The organism is Streptococcus sanguinis, assembly GCF_019928825.1.
Lineage (GTDB): Bacteria > Bacillota > Bacilli > Lactobacillales > Streptococcaceae > Streptococcus > Streptococcus sanguinis_L.
Window position 1 is genome coordinate 120,571 of sequence record NZ_JAHZOP010000005.1, and the last position, 15,281, is coordinate 135,851.

The 15,281-nt window shown below is 44.0% G+C and carries 13 protein-coding genes and 1 pseudogene; 11 read left to right on the forward strand and 3 right to left on the reverse strand.

Translation table 11 applies throughout. The features are described from left to right. Position 1 precedes the first annotated feature (1 nt). The 8 genes from K1J09_RS10575 to K1J09_RS10610 all read left to right on the forward strand — a co-directional run bounded on the left by K1J09_RS10575 (position 2) and on the right by K1J09_RS10610 (position 9,245). Positions 2-445, forward strand: a complete 444-nt coding sequence (locus K1J09_RS10575; RefSeq protein ID WP_002894132.1) for a hypothetical protein — start codon at positions 2-4, stop codon at positions 443-445. Further along, the gene (locus K1J09_RS10580; RefSeq protein ID WP_223323890.1) at positions 442-3,039 is read left to right on the forward strand and encodes a hypothetical protein; all 2,598 of its coding nucleotides are present in this window, start codon (positions 442-444) and stop codon (positions 3,037-3,039) included. The genes K1J09_RS10575 and K1J09_RS10580 overlap by 4 nt, the downstream gene beginning before the upstream one ends. Next, positions 3,040-3,927, forward strand: coding sequence for an NAD glycohydrolase inhibitor (gene ifs, locus K1J09_RS10585; RefSeq protein ID WP_223323889.1), 888 nt, complete (start codon positions 3,040-3,042; stop codon positions 3,925-3,927). A 188-nt stretch (positions 3,928-4,115) separates the two neighbouring features. After that, positions 4,116-4,328: a hypothetical protein gene (locus K1J09_RS10590; RefSeq protein ID WP_223323888.1), complete on the forward strand. Its 213-nt coding sequence runs from the start codon at positions 4,116-4,118 to the stop codon at positions 4,326-4,328. Positions 4,329-4,497: 169 nt separating this feature from the next. After that, positions 4,498-6,252: an aspartate--tRNA ligase gene (gene aspS, locus K1J09_RS10595; protein ID WP_223323887.1), complete on the forward strand. Its 1,755-nt coding sequence runs from the start codon at positions 4,498-4,500 to the stop codon at positions 6,250-6,252. Continuing rightward, entirely contained in the window at positions 6,239-7,174 is a 936-nt protein-coding gene (locus tag K1J09_RS10600) for a YitT family protein (RefSeq protein WP_223323886.1), read from the forward strand. The genes aspS and K1J09_RS10600 overlap by 14 nt, the downstream gene beginning before the upstream one ends. Positions 7,175-7,356: 182 nt before the next feature. Beyond that, positions 7,357-8,634 carry an MATE family efflux transporter gene (locus K1J09_RS10605; protein WP_223323885.1) on the forward strand — a complete coding sequence of 426 codons (1,278 nt, stop codon included), beginning with the start codon at positions 7,357-7,359 and terminating at the stop codon, positions 8,632-8,634. Then, positions 8,631-9,245, forward strand: coding sequence for an HAD-IA family hydrolase (locus K1J09_RS10610; RefSeq protein ID WP_072073226.1), 615 nt, complete (start codon positions 8,631-8,633; stop codon positions 9,243-9,245). Before K1J09_RS10605 ends, K1J09_RS10610 begins: the two co-directional genes overlap by 4 nt. Positions 9,246-9,292: 47 nt before the next feature. Here K1J09_RS10610 and K1J09_RS10615 read toward each other — a convergent pair. Both K1J09_RS10615 and K1J09_RS10620 read right to left on the reverse strand, forming a co-directional pair. Continuing rightward, positions 9,293-9,778 (reverse strand): annotated as a pseudogene (locus tag K1J09_RS10615) (YcxB family protein). A gap of 96 nt (positions 9,779-9,874) precedes the next feature. Further along, entirely contained in the window at positions 9,875-10,417 is a 543-nt protein-coding gene (locus K1J09_RS10620) for a histidine phosphatase family protein (protein ID WP_223323940.1), read from the reverse strand. Between the two features lie 98 nt (positions 10,418-10,515). On the opposite strand from K1J09_RS10620, the gene polA reads away from it, so the two are divergent. From polA to K1J09_RS10635, 3 genes are all read left to right on the forward strand, one after another. Next, the gene (polA, locus tag K1J09_RS10625) at positions 10,516-13,158 is read left to right on the forward strand and encodes a DNA polymerase I (protein WP_223323883.1); all 2,643 of its coding nucleotides are present in this window, start codon (positions 10,516-10,518) and stop codon (positions 13,156-13,158) included. 164 nt (positions 13,159-13,322) lie between these two features. Further along, positions 13,323-13,760 carry a CoA-binding protein gene (locus tag K1J09_RS10630; protein ID WP_223323882.1) on the forward strand — a complete coding sequence of 146 codons (438 nt, stop codon included), beginning with the start codon at positions 13,323-13,325 and terminating at the stop codon, positions 13,758-13,760. Position 13,761: 1 nt separating this feature from the next. Further along, the gene (locus K1J09_RS10635) at positions 13,762-14,274 is read left to right on the forward strand and encodes a kinase (RefSeq protein ID WP_223323881.1); all 513 of its coding nucleotides are present in this window, start codon (positions 13,762-13,764) and stop codon (positions 14,272-14,274) included. A gap of 17 nt (positions 14,275-14,291) precedes the next feature. Here the strand turns inward: K1J09_RS10635 and K1J09_RS10640 are convergent, their stop codons facing one another. Continuing rightward, complete coding sequence (locus K1J09_RS10640) at positions 14,292-15,167, reverse strand: DUF975 family protein (protein ID WP_223323880.1); 876 nt, start codon at positions 15,165-15,167, stop codon at positions 14,292-14,294. Positions 15,168-15,281: the final 114 nt, after the last annotated feature.

The following is a 15,281-nucleotide window of genomic DNA, read 5'->3' on the forward strand; positions in this document are numbered from 1 at the left end:
TATGCCAGTAGATATTAAATTAGTTCTGTCAGATCAAGAACAACTTATTTATCATAGTTTAAATATGGTCAATATGGCTGGACAAATTGTTACAAAAATTCAAAGTGTTAGATCAAATCTTCCCAACCTTTCGTCTGAAGGCGCCTTTCACGATTTTATAGGAAAGGGTGATAGTAATGGTGGTTTATCCCGTTATCACCTAAAAGCACAAGAGTTTGAAACCATTTGTGAAGTACTCTACCGACATTCAAAAAATACTTATGATACGATGATTGATATGGACAAAGTATTAGCAACCTCAATTGCCAATCTAGTCTTGAACGATCCAACTGCAAAAGCAGAAGACAAGGAAGCTATTAAACGGGATCCAAAAGGATCTATTGACCAGATTAAGCGTAATTACCAAGAATATAGAAAGAGTCTTGAGGGAGGAGCACAGAAATGACAAAGTACTACTCTAATCAACCAGACTTTTCCACAGAAGCACCAGATCCAGCATATAATTATTTTAGCTCAATGAGTGATATCATGGATAATATCGAAGCTGCTGGGAATACTGTAAAGTCTGAAGGTGTTGAAGACCTATATACCCAGAAGGGGGAAGCCGCCTTAGGTGTAAAAAAAGATAGTAGTATCTTCGACAAATCGATTCAGCGCATTTATAATATGTTAAATAGCGCGAAGAAAGTCCACTCAGACATCATGCAAAATATTGACAATAAGTTCACCCGAGGAATGGATGATGCATTTAAGAGTCTAAACAATGTCAATGGAGATAAAAAACCTTACGAGAGTAAATATACAAAAAAAGATACGATTAAATATAAGCAAGAGGCAGGCCCAAATGGTTTTGAACAGAGAGCTTATAATGATCCCCAACCGTACAAATTACACGAACTTTTAGATGGGAAGGCTAGTCCTATTGAGGCGGCAAAGGATGTTTATGAGACTCGCTTACAGGCAGCAAAAGCCTATCTAGCTCAAAAAGATAAGCTGACTGATAAAGAAATAAAGAATTTAGAAGGGAAAAGTGCAGAAGATATTGTTGAGGCGTATTTCCCAAGCCAAATACCTGATTATCAGGGGTTGAAAGCTAGTCGCTTTCAAGAAGAAAATAAGGATACTTTGCAGAAAGTTGATATTGGCTTAAAGGCTTTAGCTTTTTTAGCAGCAGCGGGAGGTGTTATCTTTGCTCCCTTTACTTCTGGAGCATCTTTGACACTAACTTATGCAAGTGGTGCCTATCTATTTGCGGATAATGCATACTCCGCGTGGACAGGTCAGACTATGATAACAGGCGATCGTCTTTCAACTGAGGATCGAGTTTGGGCTGGGATAGATGCAGCTACGACTTTGGCATCCATGGGCTCACTAGCTTATCTGACGAAGTTTGGCACATCGGGTCCAAACTTATTGAAGAATTTGGCAACATTAGGAAAGTATGCGGACGATGCCAATGATGTCTCAAAGGTTTTCTATGCAGCCGCGACTGATCAGGATCCGAGCTCAGCAATTCAGAATTTAGTGATTGGGCAAGTCGCTAGCTTTGGAGTAGGCAAGGCTAGTAATTACTTTGGTGGGAAGTTCAGTCGTGGAGGCACGCCAGACTTGGATGTGGACTTACCAGGTGCTAAAGCATCTCATCTGGATGTCCCACTTCAAAGCAAGCAAATACCCAAGCTGGACCCAGCTAATGTACGTTTGAGTAGTAGACCAGACCTGCATCTGAAAGCTAGCCCAGCTGATACGACCCTGGCCAAACTGAAACCCCATCCAACAGTCAGTGTGGATGTACCGAAGGTTAAGCAAGTATCAGGCGACAGTGCAACTAAGGCTATTGGCGGAGTCAAGCCAAGTGATGTGGATGTACCGAAGGTTAAAAATAACATATCTGAACCAAATTTTGCTAACTATAAAGAGTTTTCAACTAAAAAGATTGATGAGTTCAAGACAAATCTAAATGATGTCGAGACTAAGATAACTGTTGAGACTCGTAATGCAGCAGGCGAAATTCAACGTATCCAATTAAAAGCGGTCGGTATAGATGAAACTGGTAAAATTCGTATCCAAGATTATACAACTGCAAAAGATGGTTTATCCATTAAACGTCAAGATATTCTGGATAATCTATCGAAATATGGCGGTACAATCGTAGGTGAAGGAAAAGGTCGCTTTACGGGTGGCACTAAAATTGAACCAGGAACTCGAATTGAGATTATTTCTCAAAAAACATCGGATATTTCAATTGAGCATGTGTCACCAGAAATCAAAAAGGCGACATTCGCAAAATTCGATGAACTTGCAAGTAGAGAAATAGATTGGAATACAGCAGAGAAGCAGGCATCCTTCAAGGATACTTTTGATATGTATGCGGAACGTGCTGTTAAAGAAGGGGCAGTCCCCAACAAAGAAACCTTTTACAAGATGTATGAAGCTAGACAGTACGATTATCCAGATGTATACAAAGAAGCTATTAAGCAGCCCTATTTAGAAGGTGGAGCCTCTTCTATTGTGAATGGAAATAGTGTTAAAAATTTTGCTTTTAGCGAAAAAGGTTCTTCTATTGGAAGGACTGATAATGGAATAGGGCAAGGAAATTTTACAACAAGTACTATGGAAGACTCTGTGCTTTTATATGATGAGGATGGGGTTCTGAAATCAGGTCCTGATATTGCGACAGTCAAAGGAGTTGGTGATGATACATACTCTACCGGTATGTATCAATATGAGTATACACCTGAACTCGTTAGAAATATGAATAATCAGGATCTAATCAGATTTCCAAATGGTGATACGCCAGGTTCTTCATCCTTAAATATCCCAGGGGCCAAAACGTGGGCGGGTTCTAACATTCATATGTCTGAGAGCGAACTGCTTATGCCAACGATTGATACAAGGGGGCATTCTTACGATGATTTTCTATCCGCCATTAAACGTCAAGGTTATTATGAAATCAAAAATCCGCAGGTCTATAAGCCTGGGACTAATGAAATTGTTTCTGTTGAAGGGATTTTTAGAATAAATCAATGGAGTAACTAAATGAAGACATACAAACTCAAAAATAAAGAAAATTATAAACACTTTGTCAAACATTATCTAGAAGTGATGAGGGAAGGAAAAGAAGCAGAAGCTTTTCTAGGAACGGAAGCGAAGTATTGTTTTCGACAACGGGATTCTTATGAAGTGGACAGCACAGATATTAACGTATTAATGGAATATTGCTTGTACCCTCTGTATGTAGAAGGTGATAAGGATATAGTGAGAAGAACTTTTGAAATCTTGAAAGATTTTAGCTTATCGATTGACCTAGTCAAATTAGATAAGGTGACTGATTATATTTCTATTCAAAATTGGTTTTTAACTGAATATTCCAATCTTCCCTTTGTTATTGAAACAGATGAATTAGTAAGAAATATTATAGAAAGTATTTCAAAATTATCAGATGAGCAGAAACGTACTTATACCTATGAAAGACTATGTAATGTATTAGACCGTAGTCCATTATATAGACAGTGTGATGAAAAAAAGGTAGAGAAGATCCTTAAGGAATTCAAGGAAAAATACTACAATCCACCTAAAGTGGTAGAACCGATTAAAACAGTTGAGAAAATTGAACTAGATGTTACAAGTATAGATGCTATAGGTGTCTCTGATGACCATCTAGAGTTGTTGTTGATTGATGAAAACAAATGGATAGAGTCATTAGAAGAGGAGCATCTCTTGAAACTTCAAGAAAAACTCAATAACTATATCTACTTCCTCGAAAGCAAGCAGTATGTGGAACGATATGGTGATAAGTTTGACAAAAAAGTCATCCATATCACATTCCAGTATTCTCCATCTGACAACGGTTTGGCCTTTCTCGCTGCTGTTCAGAAAGTATTGCAACCCACAGATATGAGTTTGAAGGTAGAATTGCCTGATTAATCTAAAGAGAGTGAATTTTGAACCGCACCCCCAAAGTTAGACAGAAAAAATCTAACTTTGGGGGTGTTTTTAAATGAAATTAACTTATGAGGATAAAGTTCGAATCTATGAACTAAGAAAACAAAATTTTTCACCTCATATCCATCCCTCGCAGCTTATGCTATAATAGTCTATAGAAAGTCGAGGGAATGATGAAGAAAATATTATTAGTGGTTGTGGTGCAGGGCTTGGCTATCTTTGTGATTACTGGTCTGCTTTGTTTATTTATGCGGGGGGATTTTTTCTTCCGTTCTTTGGCGCCGATTTTTGGTTTGGCAGCGGGAGGGTTTCGATTCTTGACGGCCATGGTGACAAAAGCGTTTGCGCCTAGTCTCTATGAGGATAGCAAGAAAAAGGAATAATCTATAGAGCTGACAGTAGGTCTGGGGTCTTCGCCTCAGGCCTTTTGTCATAAATGTCAGTATTAGTCATGCGAAGCTTTAATATTTTTCAGAAAAAGAACGGACAGAAGGGCTTTCTTAGGCGCTTTGTGGTAAAATAGTAACAGAATTAAAAATTTGGAGAGTAAAGATGAAACGTTCTATGTATGCTGGGCGTGTTCGCAAGGAGCATGTTGGTCAGGAAGTCACTTTGAAGGGTTGGGTAGCCCGCCGTCGAGATTTGGGCGGTCTGATTTTCATTGATTTGCGTGACCGTGAAGGCATTATGCAGCTGGTCATCAATCCTGAGACAGTGGCTGCAGAGGTCATGGCGACCGCAGAAAGCCTGCGCAGTGAGTATGTGCTAGAGGTGACAGGTAAGGTGGCTGCGCGTGAGCAGGCCAATGACAAGCTGGCGACAGGAAGCGTGGAGCTGCATGTGGAAAGCTTGACTGTCTTAAATACAGCCAAGACGACGCCTTTTGAAATCAAAGACGGCATCGAAGTGAATGATGATACACGTTTGCGCTACCGTTATCTGGACTTGCGACGGCCAGAGATGCTGGAGAACTTCAAGCTCCGTGCCAAGGTGACTCATTCTATCCGCAATTATCTAGATGAATTGGAGTTCCTTGATGTGGAAACGCCTTTCCTATCTAAGTCAACGCCAGAAGGAGCGCGTGATTACTTGGTACCTAGCCGGGTTCATCAGGGGCATTTTTACGCTCTGCCACAGAGTCCGCAAATTACCAAGCAGCTCTTGATGAATGCTGGTTTCGACCGTTATTACCAGATTGTTAAATGCTTCCGAGACGAGGACTTGCGCGGTGATCGTCAGCCAGAGTTTACTCAGGTGGACTTAGAAACTTCTTTCTTGTCTGAACAGGAGATTCAGGACATTACAGAAGGCTTGATTGCTCGTGTTATGAAAGAGACCAAGGGTATTGAGGTGTCTCTGCCTTTCCCGCGTATGAAGTATGATGATGCTATGGCTCTTTATGGGGTTGATAAGCCTGATACTCGTTTTGAAATGTTGTTGCAGGACTTGACAGATCTTGTCAAGGGAGTTGACTTCAAGGTCTTTTCAGAAGCTCCAGCTGTCAAGGCAATCGTGGTGAAAAATGCTGCAGATAAATACTCTCGCAAGGATATTGATAAGCTTACAGAGCAAGCGAAACAGCATGGTGCTAAAGGTCTTGCTTGGGTGAAAGTAGCTGATGGTGAACTAGCTGGTCCAATTGCTAAGTTCTTGACAGGCTTGACAAGTCCGTTGACAGATGCTTTACAGCTTGAAAATAATGACCTAGTTCTCTTTGTGGCTGATACTTTGGAAGTGGCAAATGCTGCTTTGGGAGCTCTTCGTGTTCGTTTGGGCAAAGAGCTGGACTTGATTGACCCTGATACATTTAACTACCTTTGGGTAGTAGATTGGCCTATGTTTGAATGGTCAGAAGAAGAGGGCCGCTACATGAGTGCCCACCATCCTTTTACCTTACCTCAGAAAGATTCTGAGCAAGAGTTGGGAGGCGATCTGAGCAAGGTAAGGGCTGTGGCTTATGATATCGTCCTCAATGGTTATGAGTTAGGTGGCGGCAGTCTTCGTATCAACCAGAAAGACTTGCAGGAGCGGATGTTCAAGGCGCTTGGCTTCTCAGCTCAAGAAGCTGCTGAGCAGTTTGGCTTCCTTTTGGAGGCTATGGACTATGGTTTTCCACCGCATGGCGGCTTGGCTTTGGGCTTGGACCGCTTTGTGATGCTCTTGGCTGGTGAAGAAAATATCCGCGAAGTCATTGCCTTTCCGAAAAATAATAAGGCTTCTGATCCAATGACACAGGCACCTAGTCCAGTATCGGTCGCTCAACTAGAGGAATTGAGTTTACAAGTGGAAGCACATGAAAAAGACTAATTTTTACAAACTCTTTCGCTATTATGTCCGCAGGTTTGCTTATAATTTTAAGATTTTGCGGTCTTTAAAGAGTATCTCGCGTGAGAAGTACGATGAGAAGATTTCCGCCTCACTTGTCTATGGCTTTTTGTCGGCTGTTGCAGTTAATTTCTTCTTTCAGCCGGGGCATGTTTATTCCAGCGGGGCGACTGGTCTAGCGCAGGTCATTACTGCCCTCAGTACTCGTTTCTTTGGTTTTACCATTCCGGTTTCTGTGACTTTTTACGCCATCAATATTCCGCTGATGATTCTGGCCTGGTACCAGATTGGGCATAAGTTTACCATTTTCACCTTTATCACGGTTACGATGAGCTCACTTTTTATCCAGTTTGTGCCGGAAGTAACCTTGACTGATAATCCTATTATCAACGCCCTTTTCGGCGGTGTGGTCATGGGCACGGGGATTGGCTTTGCCCTTAAGTCCAGCATTTCCAGTGGTGGGACTGATATTGTCAGTCTGACTGTTCGGAAAAAAACAGGCCGAAATGTCGGGAATATTTCCCTGATTGTTAATGGGATTATTATGCTGATTGCGGGTTTGACCTTTGGCTGGGAATATGCGCTGTACTCCATGATTACTATTTTTGTATCAAGCCGGGTGACGGATGCTGTCTTCACCAAGCAGAAGCGCATGCAAGCCATGATTATCACCAGTCATCCGGACAGGGTGATTGATAAGATTCACAACAAGCTGCATCGTGGGGCGACAGTAATCCATGGCGCTGAGAGAACTTATAATCATGAGAAAAAAGCTGTTCTGGTGACGGTTATCACCCGAGCTGAGTTTAATGAATTCAAGCAAATCATGAAGCATACAGATCCAGCTGCCTTCGTTTCCGTCGCAGATAATGTCCATATCTTGGGACTGTTTGTGGAGGAGTGAAGATATTCATTAAGCTTGGGAATGCGAAGTAGTATAGTGTGGGAGTTTGTTCTTAAAACGAGCTTTTGTGATAGGAGATTCATATGCGGTAGGACAATAGTCCCACCGCTTTCTATTCTCTATGGTGGAGAGTGGAAATTTCAAGTAAGAAAGGATATACAAATGCAGGAGATCTTCAGACAATGACGACTTATAAAAAAATCATGAATATCGCCTTGCCAGCTATGGCGGAGAATTTTTTGCAGATGCTCATGGGAATGGTCGACAGCTATCTGGTGGCCAGTCTTGGGCTGATTGCAATCTCTGGAGTCTCGGTAGCCGGTAACATTATTACTATTTATCAGGCAATCTTTATCGCGCTGGGGGCTGCTATTTCCAGTCTCATCTCCAAGACTCTGGCTCAAGGAGACAAGGAGCGTTTGGCCTATCATACAGCCGAGGCTATCAAGCTGACCTTGCTTCTGAGCCTTTTATTGGGGCTAATTTCCCTGCTCTTTGGCAGGCAGATGCTGGATCTTCTAGGGACAGAAAAGGCGGTGGCTGAAGCAGGCGGTCTTTATCTGGCTCTGGTTGGTGGGACTATTGTTCTGCTAAGCTTGATGACTTCTTTTGGAGCTCTGGTTCGGGTCACGCGCAATCCTAGATTCCCCATGTATGTCAGTCTTCTGACCAATGTCCTCAATGCCCTCTTTTCCGGTTTGGGAATTTTCGTCTTTCGGCTTGGTATTGTCGGTGTAGCACTGGGAACGGTGTTGGCTCGTTTGGTCGGTGTGCTGATTCTCTGGCGGGAGCTGGATTTGTCCACAACCCGCTGGAGCTGGGGCTTAGACGGAGAGCTCTTGCGCCTGTCTCTGCCGGCTGCTGGAGAGCGGCTCATGATGCGGGCTGGTGATGTAGTTATTATCGCCATTGTGGTCGTCTTTGGGACGGACGCAGTAGCGGGGAATGCTATCGGTGAAGTTCTGACGCAGTTTAATTATATGCCAATCTTCGGGGTCGCAACAGCAACAGTCATGCTGGTAGGCCATGCGGTAGGTGAGGGAGATATGCAAGAGGTCGGTCTGATTCGTCAGCGGACCTTCTGGCTCTCTTTTGCTTGCATGCTACCCGTGGCTCTAGGAATTTTCGTTTTTGGTCGGCCACTGACCTTGCTCTATACGGATAATAGCGGCGCTATCACAGCCAGTCTTTCAGTCATGCTTTTCTCCTTGCTGGGAACTCCCATGGCGGTGGGCACCGTGATTTACACAGCTATCTGGCAGGGGCTGGGGAATGCCAGACTTCCCTTTTATGCCACGACTATTGGTATGTGGCTGATTCGCATCGTTGCCGGTTACTTGCTGGGAGTGACCTTTGGCTTGGGTCTGCCAGGAGTCTGGACTGGGATGCTCTTGGACAATGGCTTCCGCTGGCTGTTTTTAAAGGTTTTATTTGACAGAAAAATGAGGGAAATCACATGACAAAAGCGTTTATTTGGGATTTGGACGGCACCTTGCTGGACTCCTACGATGCTATTTTGGCGGGGATTGAGGAAACCTATGCTCACTATGATCTGGACTTCGACAGGGCTAGTATTCACAGCTATATCCTAAAGCACTCTGTGCAGAAGCTCTTGGAAAAAGTAGCGTCTGAGAAAGGTCTGGACGCTGCCGAGATGAATGTCTTCCGTGGAGCAAGCCTAAAGGAGAAAAATGCTCAGGTCCATCTGATGGAAGGAGCTGCGGAGATACTAGCCTGGGCTGAAGAGCAGGGCATTGCCCAGTGCGTCTATACCCATAAAGGAATCAATGCCCATCAAATTTTGCAAGACTTGGGTATTCATGACTATTTCACAGAAATCATCACAACAGCCAACGGCTTTGAGCGCAAGCCCCACCCAGAAGGTATCGATTATCTGCTTGAGAAATATGGCCTGGACAAGCAGGAAACCTACTATATCGGTGACCGGACCCTGGATGTGGATGTCGCCGTCAACAGTGGCATCCAGAGCATTAACTTCTGTGACTACCGACCAGAAATCAATCAGAAGATAGAGAAGTTGGTGGACATCAAGCAATTATTTACAAGATAAAAAGCAGACTAGAACTGATTTACTGTCAGTCTAGCCTGCTTTTTCTTTTACATATGCTCAATGTGAAGTTCTAGCAAGAACTCAAGAGCCTCGGGAGAACAGTTCTTTTTTTCAATAGGGAAGCCGACATTTGGCCCCAACATGATATAAAAATCTTCCTTAGTATGAAAAACTTTGACGATGTCATCATAGCTATAAAGAAACTCTCCTCGTTTGCTTTTCACAGAAAATTTATCTTTCTCAAATATAAGGGTTTGCTCCATATCCTTCCAGAAAGGAGTTTTTTGATAGGCTCTCTTTATCTGATAATTCATGCCAAAATACATTGCTGAGAATGTCACCAAAGATATAAATAGCATGGTAAAGAAAGAAAAACGCTTCAGGTTGTCAGGTAGGAAGATTAGATAGAGAGACAGGATTCCTATTAAAATGATAATATTTAGCAAAAATCTTTTCCCGCGTAAGAAAACAGATCATGCAAATCGTTGATAGACTTCCTCAGTCACAAGAGTTGGAATGGTTATTGGGAACATGCTTTACCTCCTAGTTTTTATTATTATACCATAGAAGAGCGATAAGATATAGCCGAGCCTTGCTAGGCGATACGATACCAAGCAAGATTGGTCTATTTATAGGAGGTGAGTGATTATTGCGTCTTTATCTAAAACTAGCACATCTGGCATGGAAAGATTATGCCAGAAGTTATAATCGATACTTAGGTCAAATGCGCTTAGTAAAATGCAAATCAGGTTGCCGTGGGAGCTGAGGATAATTTCCTCATTTTGATGTTTGCTTTCCAGTTCATGAAGGAAAGTCAAGGCTCGCTGTTGAGCTTGTTGATTAGACTCACCACCAGCAAGTGAAAGTGTCGGCCGTGACCAAAGTTGCATGAAGGCTTCTTCAAAATCTTGGTCGGCAATCGCTTGACTGCTTAGCTTTCGCTCTATTAGCCGTTTGTCGGTTTGAATAGCGAGTTTCAGACTCTGAGCCAAAGGCTCAACCGTTTGGATGGCTCTTTGATAGGGGCTGGAATAAATGGCGGTAATAGGTTTGTCTGCTAAAAAGTCAAGTTTTTCCAAGGATTCTAGCCCTTTGTCTGATAATGGTCGATTGATTTCATCAGGTGTATAGTTAGAATGCGCATGACGGATAAAATAGTAGGTGTTGTTCATAAGATGATTATAGCAAAATTTAAATCTCAATTCATTTTCTACCTATTTTCCACGCCGCCTTTTCTGTCTTTGTCCGCCTTTCGTGATATAATAAATCTATGGAAAAAAAGAATAAGTTATTATTAATCGACGGTTCTTCCGTTGCTTTTCGCGCTTTTTTTGCGCTTTATAATCAAATCGACCGTTTCAAGAGTCCATCGGGCCTGCATACCAATGCTATTTACGGCTTTCACCTCATGCTCAATCATCTCTTGGAGCGCGTGCAGCCGACTCATGTCCTAGTAGCTTTTGATGCTGGCAAGACGACCTTCCGGACCGAGATGTACGCCGACTACAAGGCTGGTCGGGCCAAGACACCAGATGAATTTCGTGAGCAGCTGCCTTTTATCCGTGAAATGCTGAAGCACCTAGGCATTCACTTCTATGACTTGGCTCAGTATGAGGCGGATGACATTATCGGGACCTTGGACAAGATGGCTGAAAAGACAGCTGTGCCTTACGATGTGACCATTGTCAGCGGCGATAAAGACTTGATTCAGCTGACGGATGATAATACCGTGGTGGAGATTTCCAAGAAAGGCGTGGCCGAGTTTGAGGAATTTACCCCAGCCTACCTCATGGAAAAGATGGGCATCACACCAGAGCAGTTCATTGACCTCAAGGCGCTGATGGGCGATCAGTCGGATAATATCCCCGGAGTGACCAAGATCGGTGAGAAGACTGGTCTCAAGCTCCTCTTGGAGTACGGCTCTTTGGAAAATCTCTATGAAAATATTGACCAGCTCAAGGCTTCCAAGATGAAGGAAAATCTGATCAATGACAAGGACAAGGCTTTCTTATCAAAAACCCTAGCTACTATCAATACTCAGGCTCCGATTGAAATCGGGCTGGATGATTTGGTTTATAAGGGTCCGCAAATAGAGGCCCTGAGCAAGTTCTATGACGAGATGGGCTTCAAGCAACTCAAGGCTCAGCTAGGAACTGGTCAAGAGCCGGTAAAAGCCAAACCAATTGAATTTACCAAAGTGACTGAGGTCACAGAGGATATGCTGGCACCAGAGCAATTCTTCTATTTTGAAATCTTGGGTGACAACTACCACAAGGAAGACATAGTCGGTCTTGCCTGGGGCGATAGCCGTCAGATTTATGTCGGCACCAGCGATTTACTGCAACAGCCTCTCTTTCAGGAATTTCTGACAAAAACAGCTCTAAAAACCTACGACCTCAAGCGGACCAAGGTACTGCTCAGTCATTATGGCATCGAACTACCAGCAGCCTCCTTTGATGCGCGTCTAGCCAAGTATCTGCTTTCGACGGTCGAGGACAATGAGCTGGCGACTATTGCTCGCCTCTACGGCCAAACAATTCTGCCGACGGATGACGAGGTTTATGGCAAGGGAGCCAAGCGCGCTTTGCCGGAGCAAGAGCAGCTCTTTGAGCATCTAGCTCGTAAGGTCCAAGTAATGCTGGAAACAGAAGAACCGATGCAAGAGCAGCTCCGTTCTCACAACCAGCTGGATTTGTTGCTTGAAATGGAGCAGCCATTGGCCTTTGTCTTAGCCAAGATGGAGATTGCGGGGATTAAGGTTGAGCGGGAAACCCTACAAGGCATGCAGGCGGAAAATGAAAAGACGCTGGAAAGTCTGACCCAAGAGATTTATGATCTGGCTGGTCAGGAGTTCAATATTAACTCGCCGAAACAGCTGGGAACCATTCTCTTTGAGGATATGGGGCTGCCGCTGGAGTACACCAAAAAGACCAAGACAGGCTACTCAACAGCGGTGGATGTACTGGAGCGCCTAGCTCCCATTGCACCGATTGTGTCTAAGATTCTGGAATACCGTCAAATCAGCAAGCTTCAGTCGACTTACATTATCGGATTGCAAGAGGCCATAGCGGCTGACGGTAAGATTCACACTCGCTATGTTCAGGATTTGACTCAGACGGGCCGCCTGTCCTCTGTTGACCCTAACTTGCAGAATATCCCCGTTCGTTTGGAGCAGGGCCGCCTCATTCGCAAGGCCTTTGTGCCAGAGTGGGCAGATAGCGTACTTCTCAGCTCGGATTATTCCCAGATTGAGCTGCGGGTGCTGGCCCACATTTCTCAGGACGAGCATTTGATTGCTGCCTTTCAGCATGGAGAAGATATTCACACGGCTACAGCCATGCGGGTCTTTGGTATTGAAAAGGCAGAGGATGTGACACCTAATGATCGCCGTAATGCCAAGGCTGTCAACTTCGGAGTAGTCTATGGCATTTCTGACTTCGGACTGGCCAATAATTTGGGAATTTCCCGCAAGGCTGCCAAGGACTATATCCAGACCTATTTTGAGCGCTTCCCAGGCATCAAGAATTATATGGAAACGATTGTCCGCGAAGCGCGTGATAAGGGCTATGTAGAGACCATTTACCATCGCCGTCGCTCCTTGCCAGACATCAATTCCCGCAACTTTAACATCCGAAATTTTGCGGAGCGCACTGCTATTAACAGCCCGATCCAAGGCTCCGCCGCAGACATTCTCAAAGTCGCTATGATTAATCTGGATCGAGCTCTGACAGAGAAGAATTTCAAGTCTCGCATGCTCTTGCAGGTTCACGATGAAATCGTGCTGGAAGTGCCAAATGACGAGCTAACAGCCGTCCGCCAGCTAGTCAAAGAAACCATGGAAGCCGCGATTGAGCTGGCCGTTCCACTAGTAGCAGATGAAAATGCTGGCCAAACTTGGTACGAGGCAAAATAAAACAAGATACAAAGAGCGTCAAAACCGACTGAAAATTAGGAATCCGGACGAAGGAGCCATGCTCCTAGAACGGATTATCTATTTTCTAAGGTTTTAGCCCGGATTCAGTTAAGACGCAAATACCGCAAAACTATCCAACTTTATTATGAATGAGGAGGAAGCCTATGACTTATCATTTTCAAAATCCCAGTGATGCAATCGTCAAGCATTATCTGAAAAACAGCAAAGTGATTGCTGTTGTTGGACTGTCTGACCGCGAAGAAACGACCAGCAACCGTGTGTCCAAGGAGATGCAGGAACGGGGCTATCGTATTATTCCAGTCAATCCGCGGGCAGCGGGCAGTCAGATTTTTGGTGAGACTGTTTATGCCAGTCTTAAAGACATTCCTTTTCCGGTGGATATTGTCGATGTATACCGCCGCAGTGAGTTTTTGCCGGATGTGGCACTTGATTTTCTGCAGTCGGATGCCAAGATTTTCTGGGCTCAGTTGGGCTTGGAGAGTGAGGAGGCTGAGCAGATTTTGCGGACAGCTAGTCGGGACGACATTGTCATGGACCGCTGCATTAAACGCGAGCATACTCGCTTGATTCTAGGCGAATAAGATGGCCAAGTTAGTTATCATTCGTGGAAATTCCGGCTCTGGCAAGTCTAGTCTCGCTGGGAAACTGCAGACTCACTACGGCCGAGGAACTCTCCTGATATCGCAGGATACGGTTATACGGGACATGCTCAAGGAAAAGGTTGAGCCAGGGAATTTGTCTATTGACCTGACAGAGACATTGGCACACTTCGGTTACGAACATGATTTGCTGGTTCTGGTAGAAGGATTTTATGAGACAGACATTTATGGACAGATGCTAGAACGGTTGAAAAAAATCTTCGCTCCGCAGGTTTTTGCTTACTACTATGACCTATCCTTTGAAGAAACAGTCCGTCGCCATCAGACCAGAGCTAAACAAGAAGAATTTACCCCAGCCGACATGAAGCGCTGGTGGAAAGACAGAGACTTCTTGGGCTGGGAAGAGGAATCCTTTTTCACAGATGAGGATTCACTAGAGGCAGCCTTTGACAAAATCTGCTCTGCCCTTGACAAGACAGACTACAATAGTAAATAAAAAAACAACTCATAAGCTTAGGACAAGGAGTCCCGTGCTTGTGGGGTGTTTTCGTTTAGAATAGCTTTTTCTTTTTTCAACTCTTCGTAGAAGAGAATGTAAGCAGTCGCTGTATAAGGGAGAACCATAATATTCAGTACACCGTAAGTCATTCTGGCCAGTAAATTCCAGCCGATGAAGCTCAGATCTAGCATAAACAGCTTCCCCTTGTAGCCCTTCATGAGCTTCCGACTTTGACGGATAGCAGAGAAAGCTCCTTGGTAGGTGTCAGTCTCAAGCTGGTCGTAGAGGATCAGCTCTGCTTGAGAATATGCGTAGTACTGAGGAACGGTGATGCCTAGACCAACCAATATCAAGAGGCTTCCCAGTAACATACCAGGGGTGTATTGAAGAATCTGCTGTCCTGCCTCGCTTTGAGCAGTCAGCACAGTATGGGCAGGAAGTTTTTCCGAAATATTGAGAATCTTATAAGCATTGAAGACGGACAGAAGACTCCCGCAAAATATAGGAAGATTCCAAAGGAAAAGCAATAGTTGCTTGAGCAAAACGGTTTTGAAAACAGGTGTGAAGTTCTTGCTCGTAAAAAGATGCCCAATATCTGAAAAGGGGACCTCATCCTTTTTCTTGCGGATGACGTTTATCATGGTGTAGCTGGCAGAAAGCAGCAGGAGAGATGTGATAAACTGAATGGTCGTCGGGAAAAGATTTTTACTAATGAGAAGATAGATGGACTGGCTAAAAGTTAGGCTGGGAATGGAATCTCTTAGATTGTCATTGAGGGAAAGTAAGATGCTGAGGATGCTGACAAGGGTTGGGGCCGCAAACAAAAGAAAAATCCCTCTCGTTTGGCTGCGGACGGTACGAGCCTGGGCTCTGATGTTACTTAGATTCATAATTCCTCCATTTGGATTTGTCTGTTACATTATATCATACCCCGTGACAGATAGAAGTTTTTTTGGTAAAATCATACGGTATCTTGTGAGCCCTTGCTGCTTATTATATAGAAG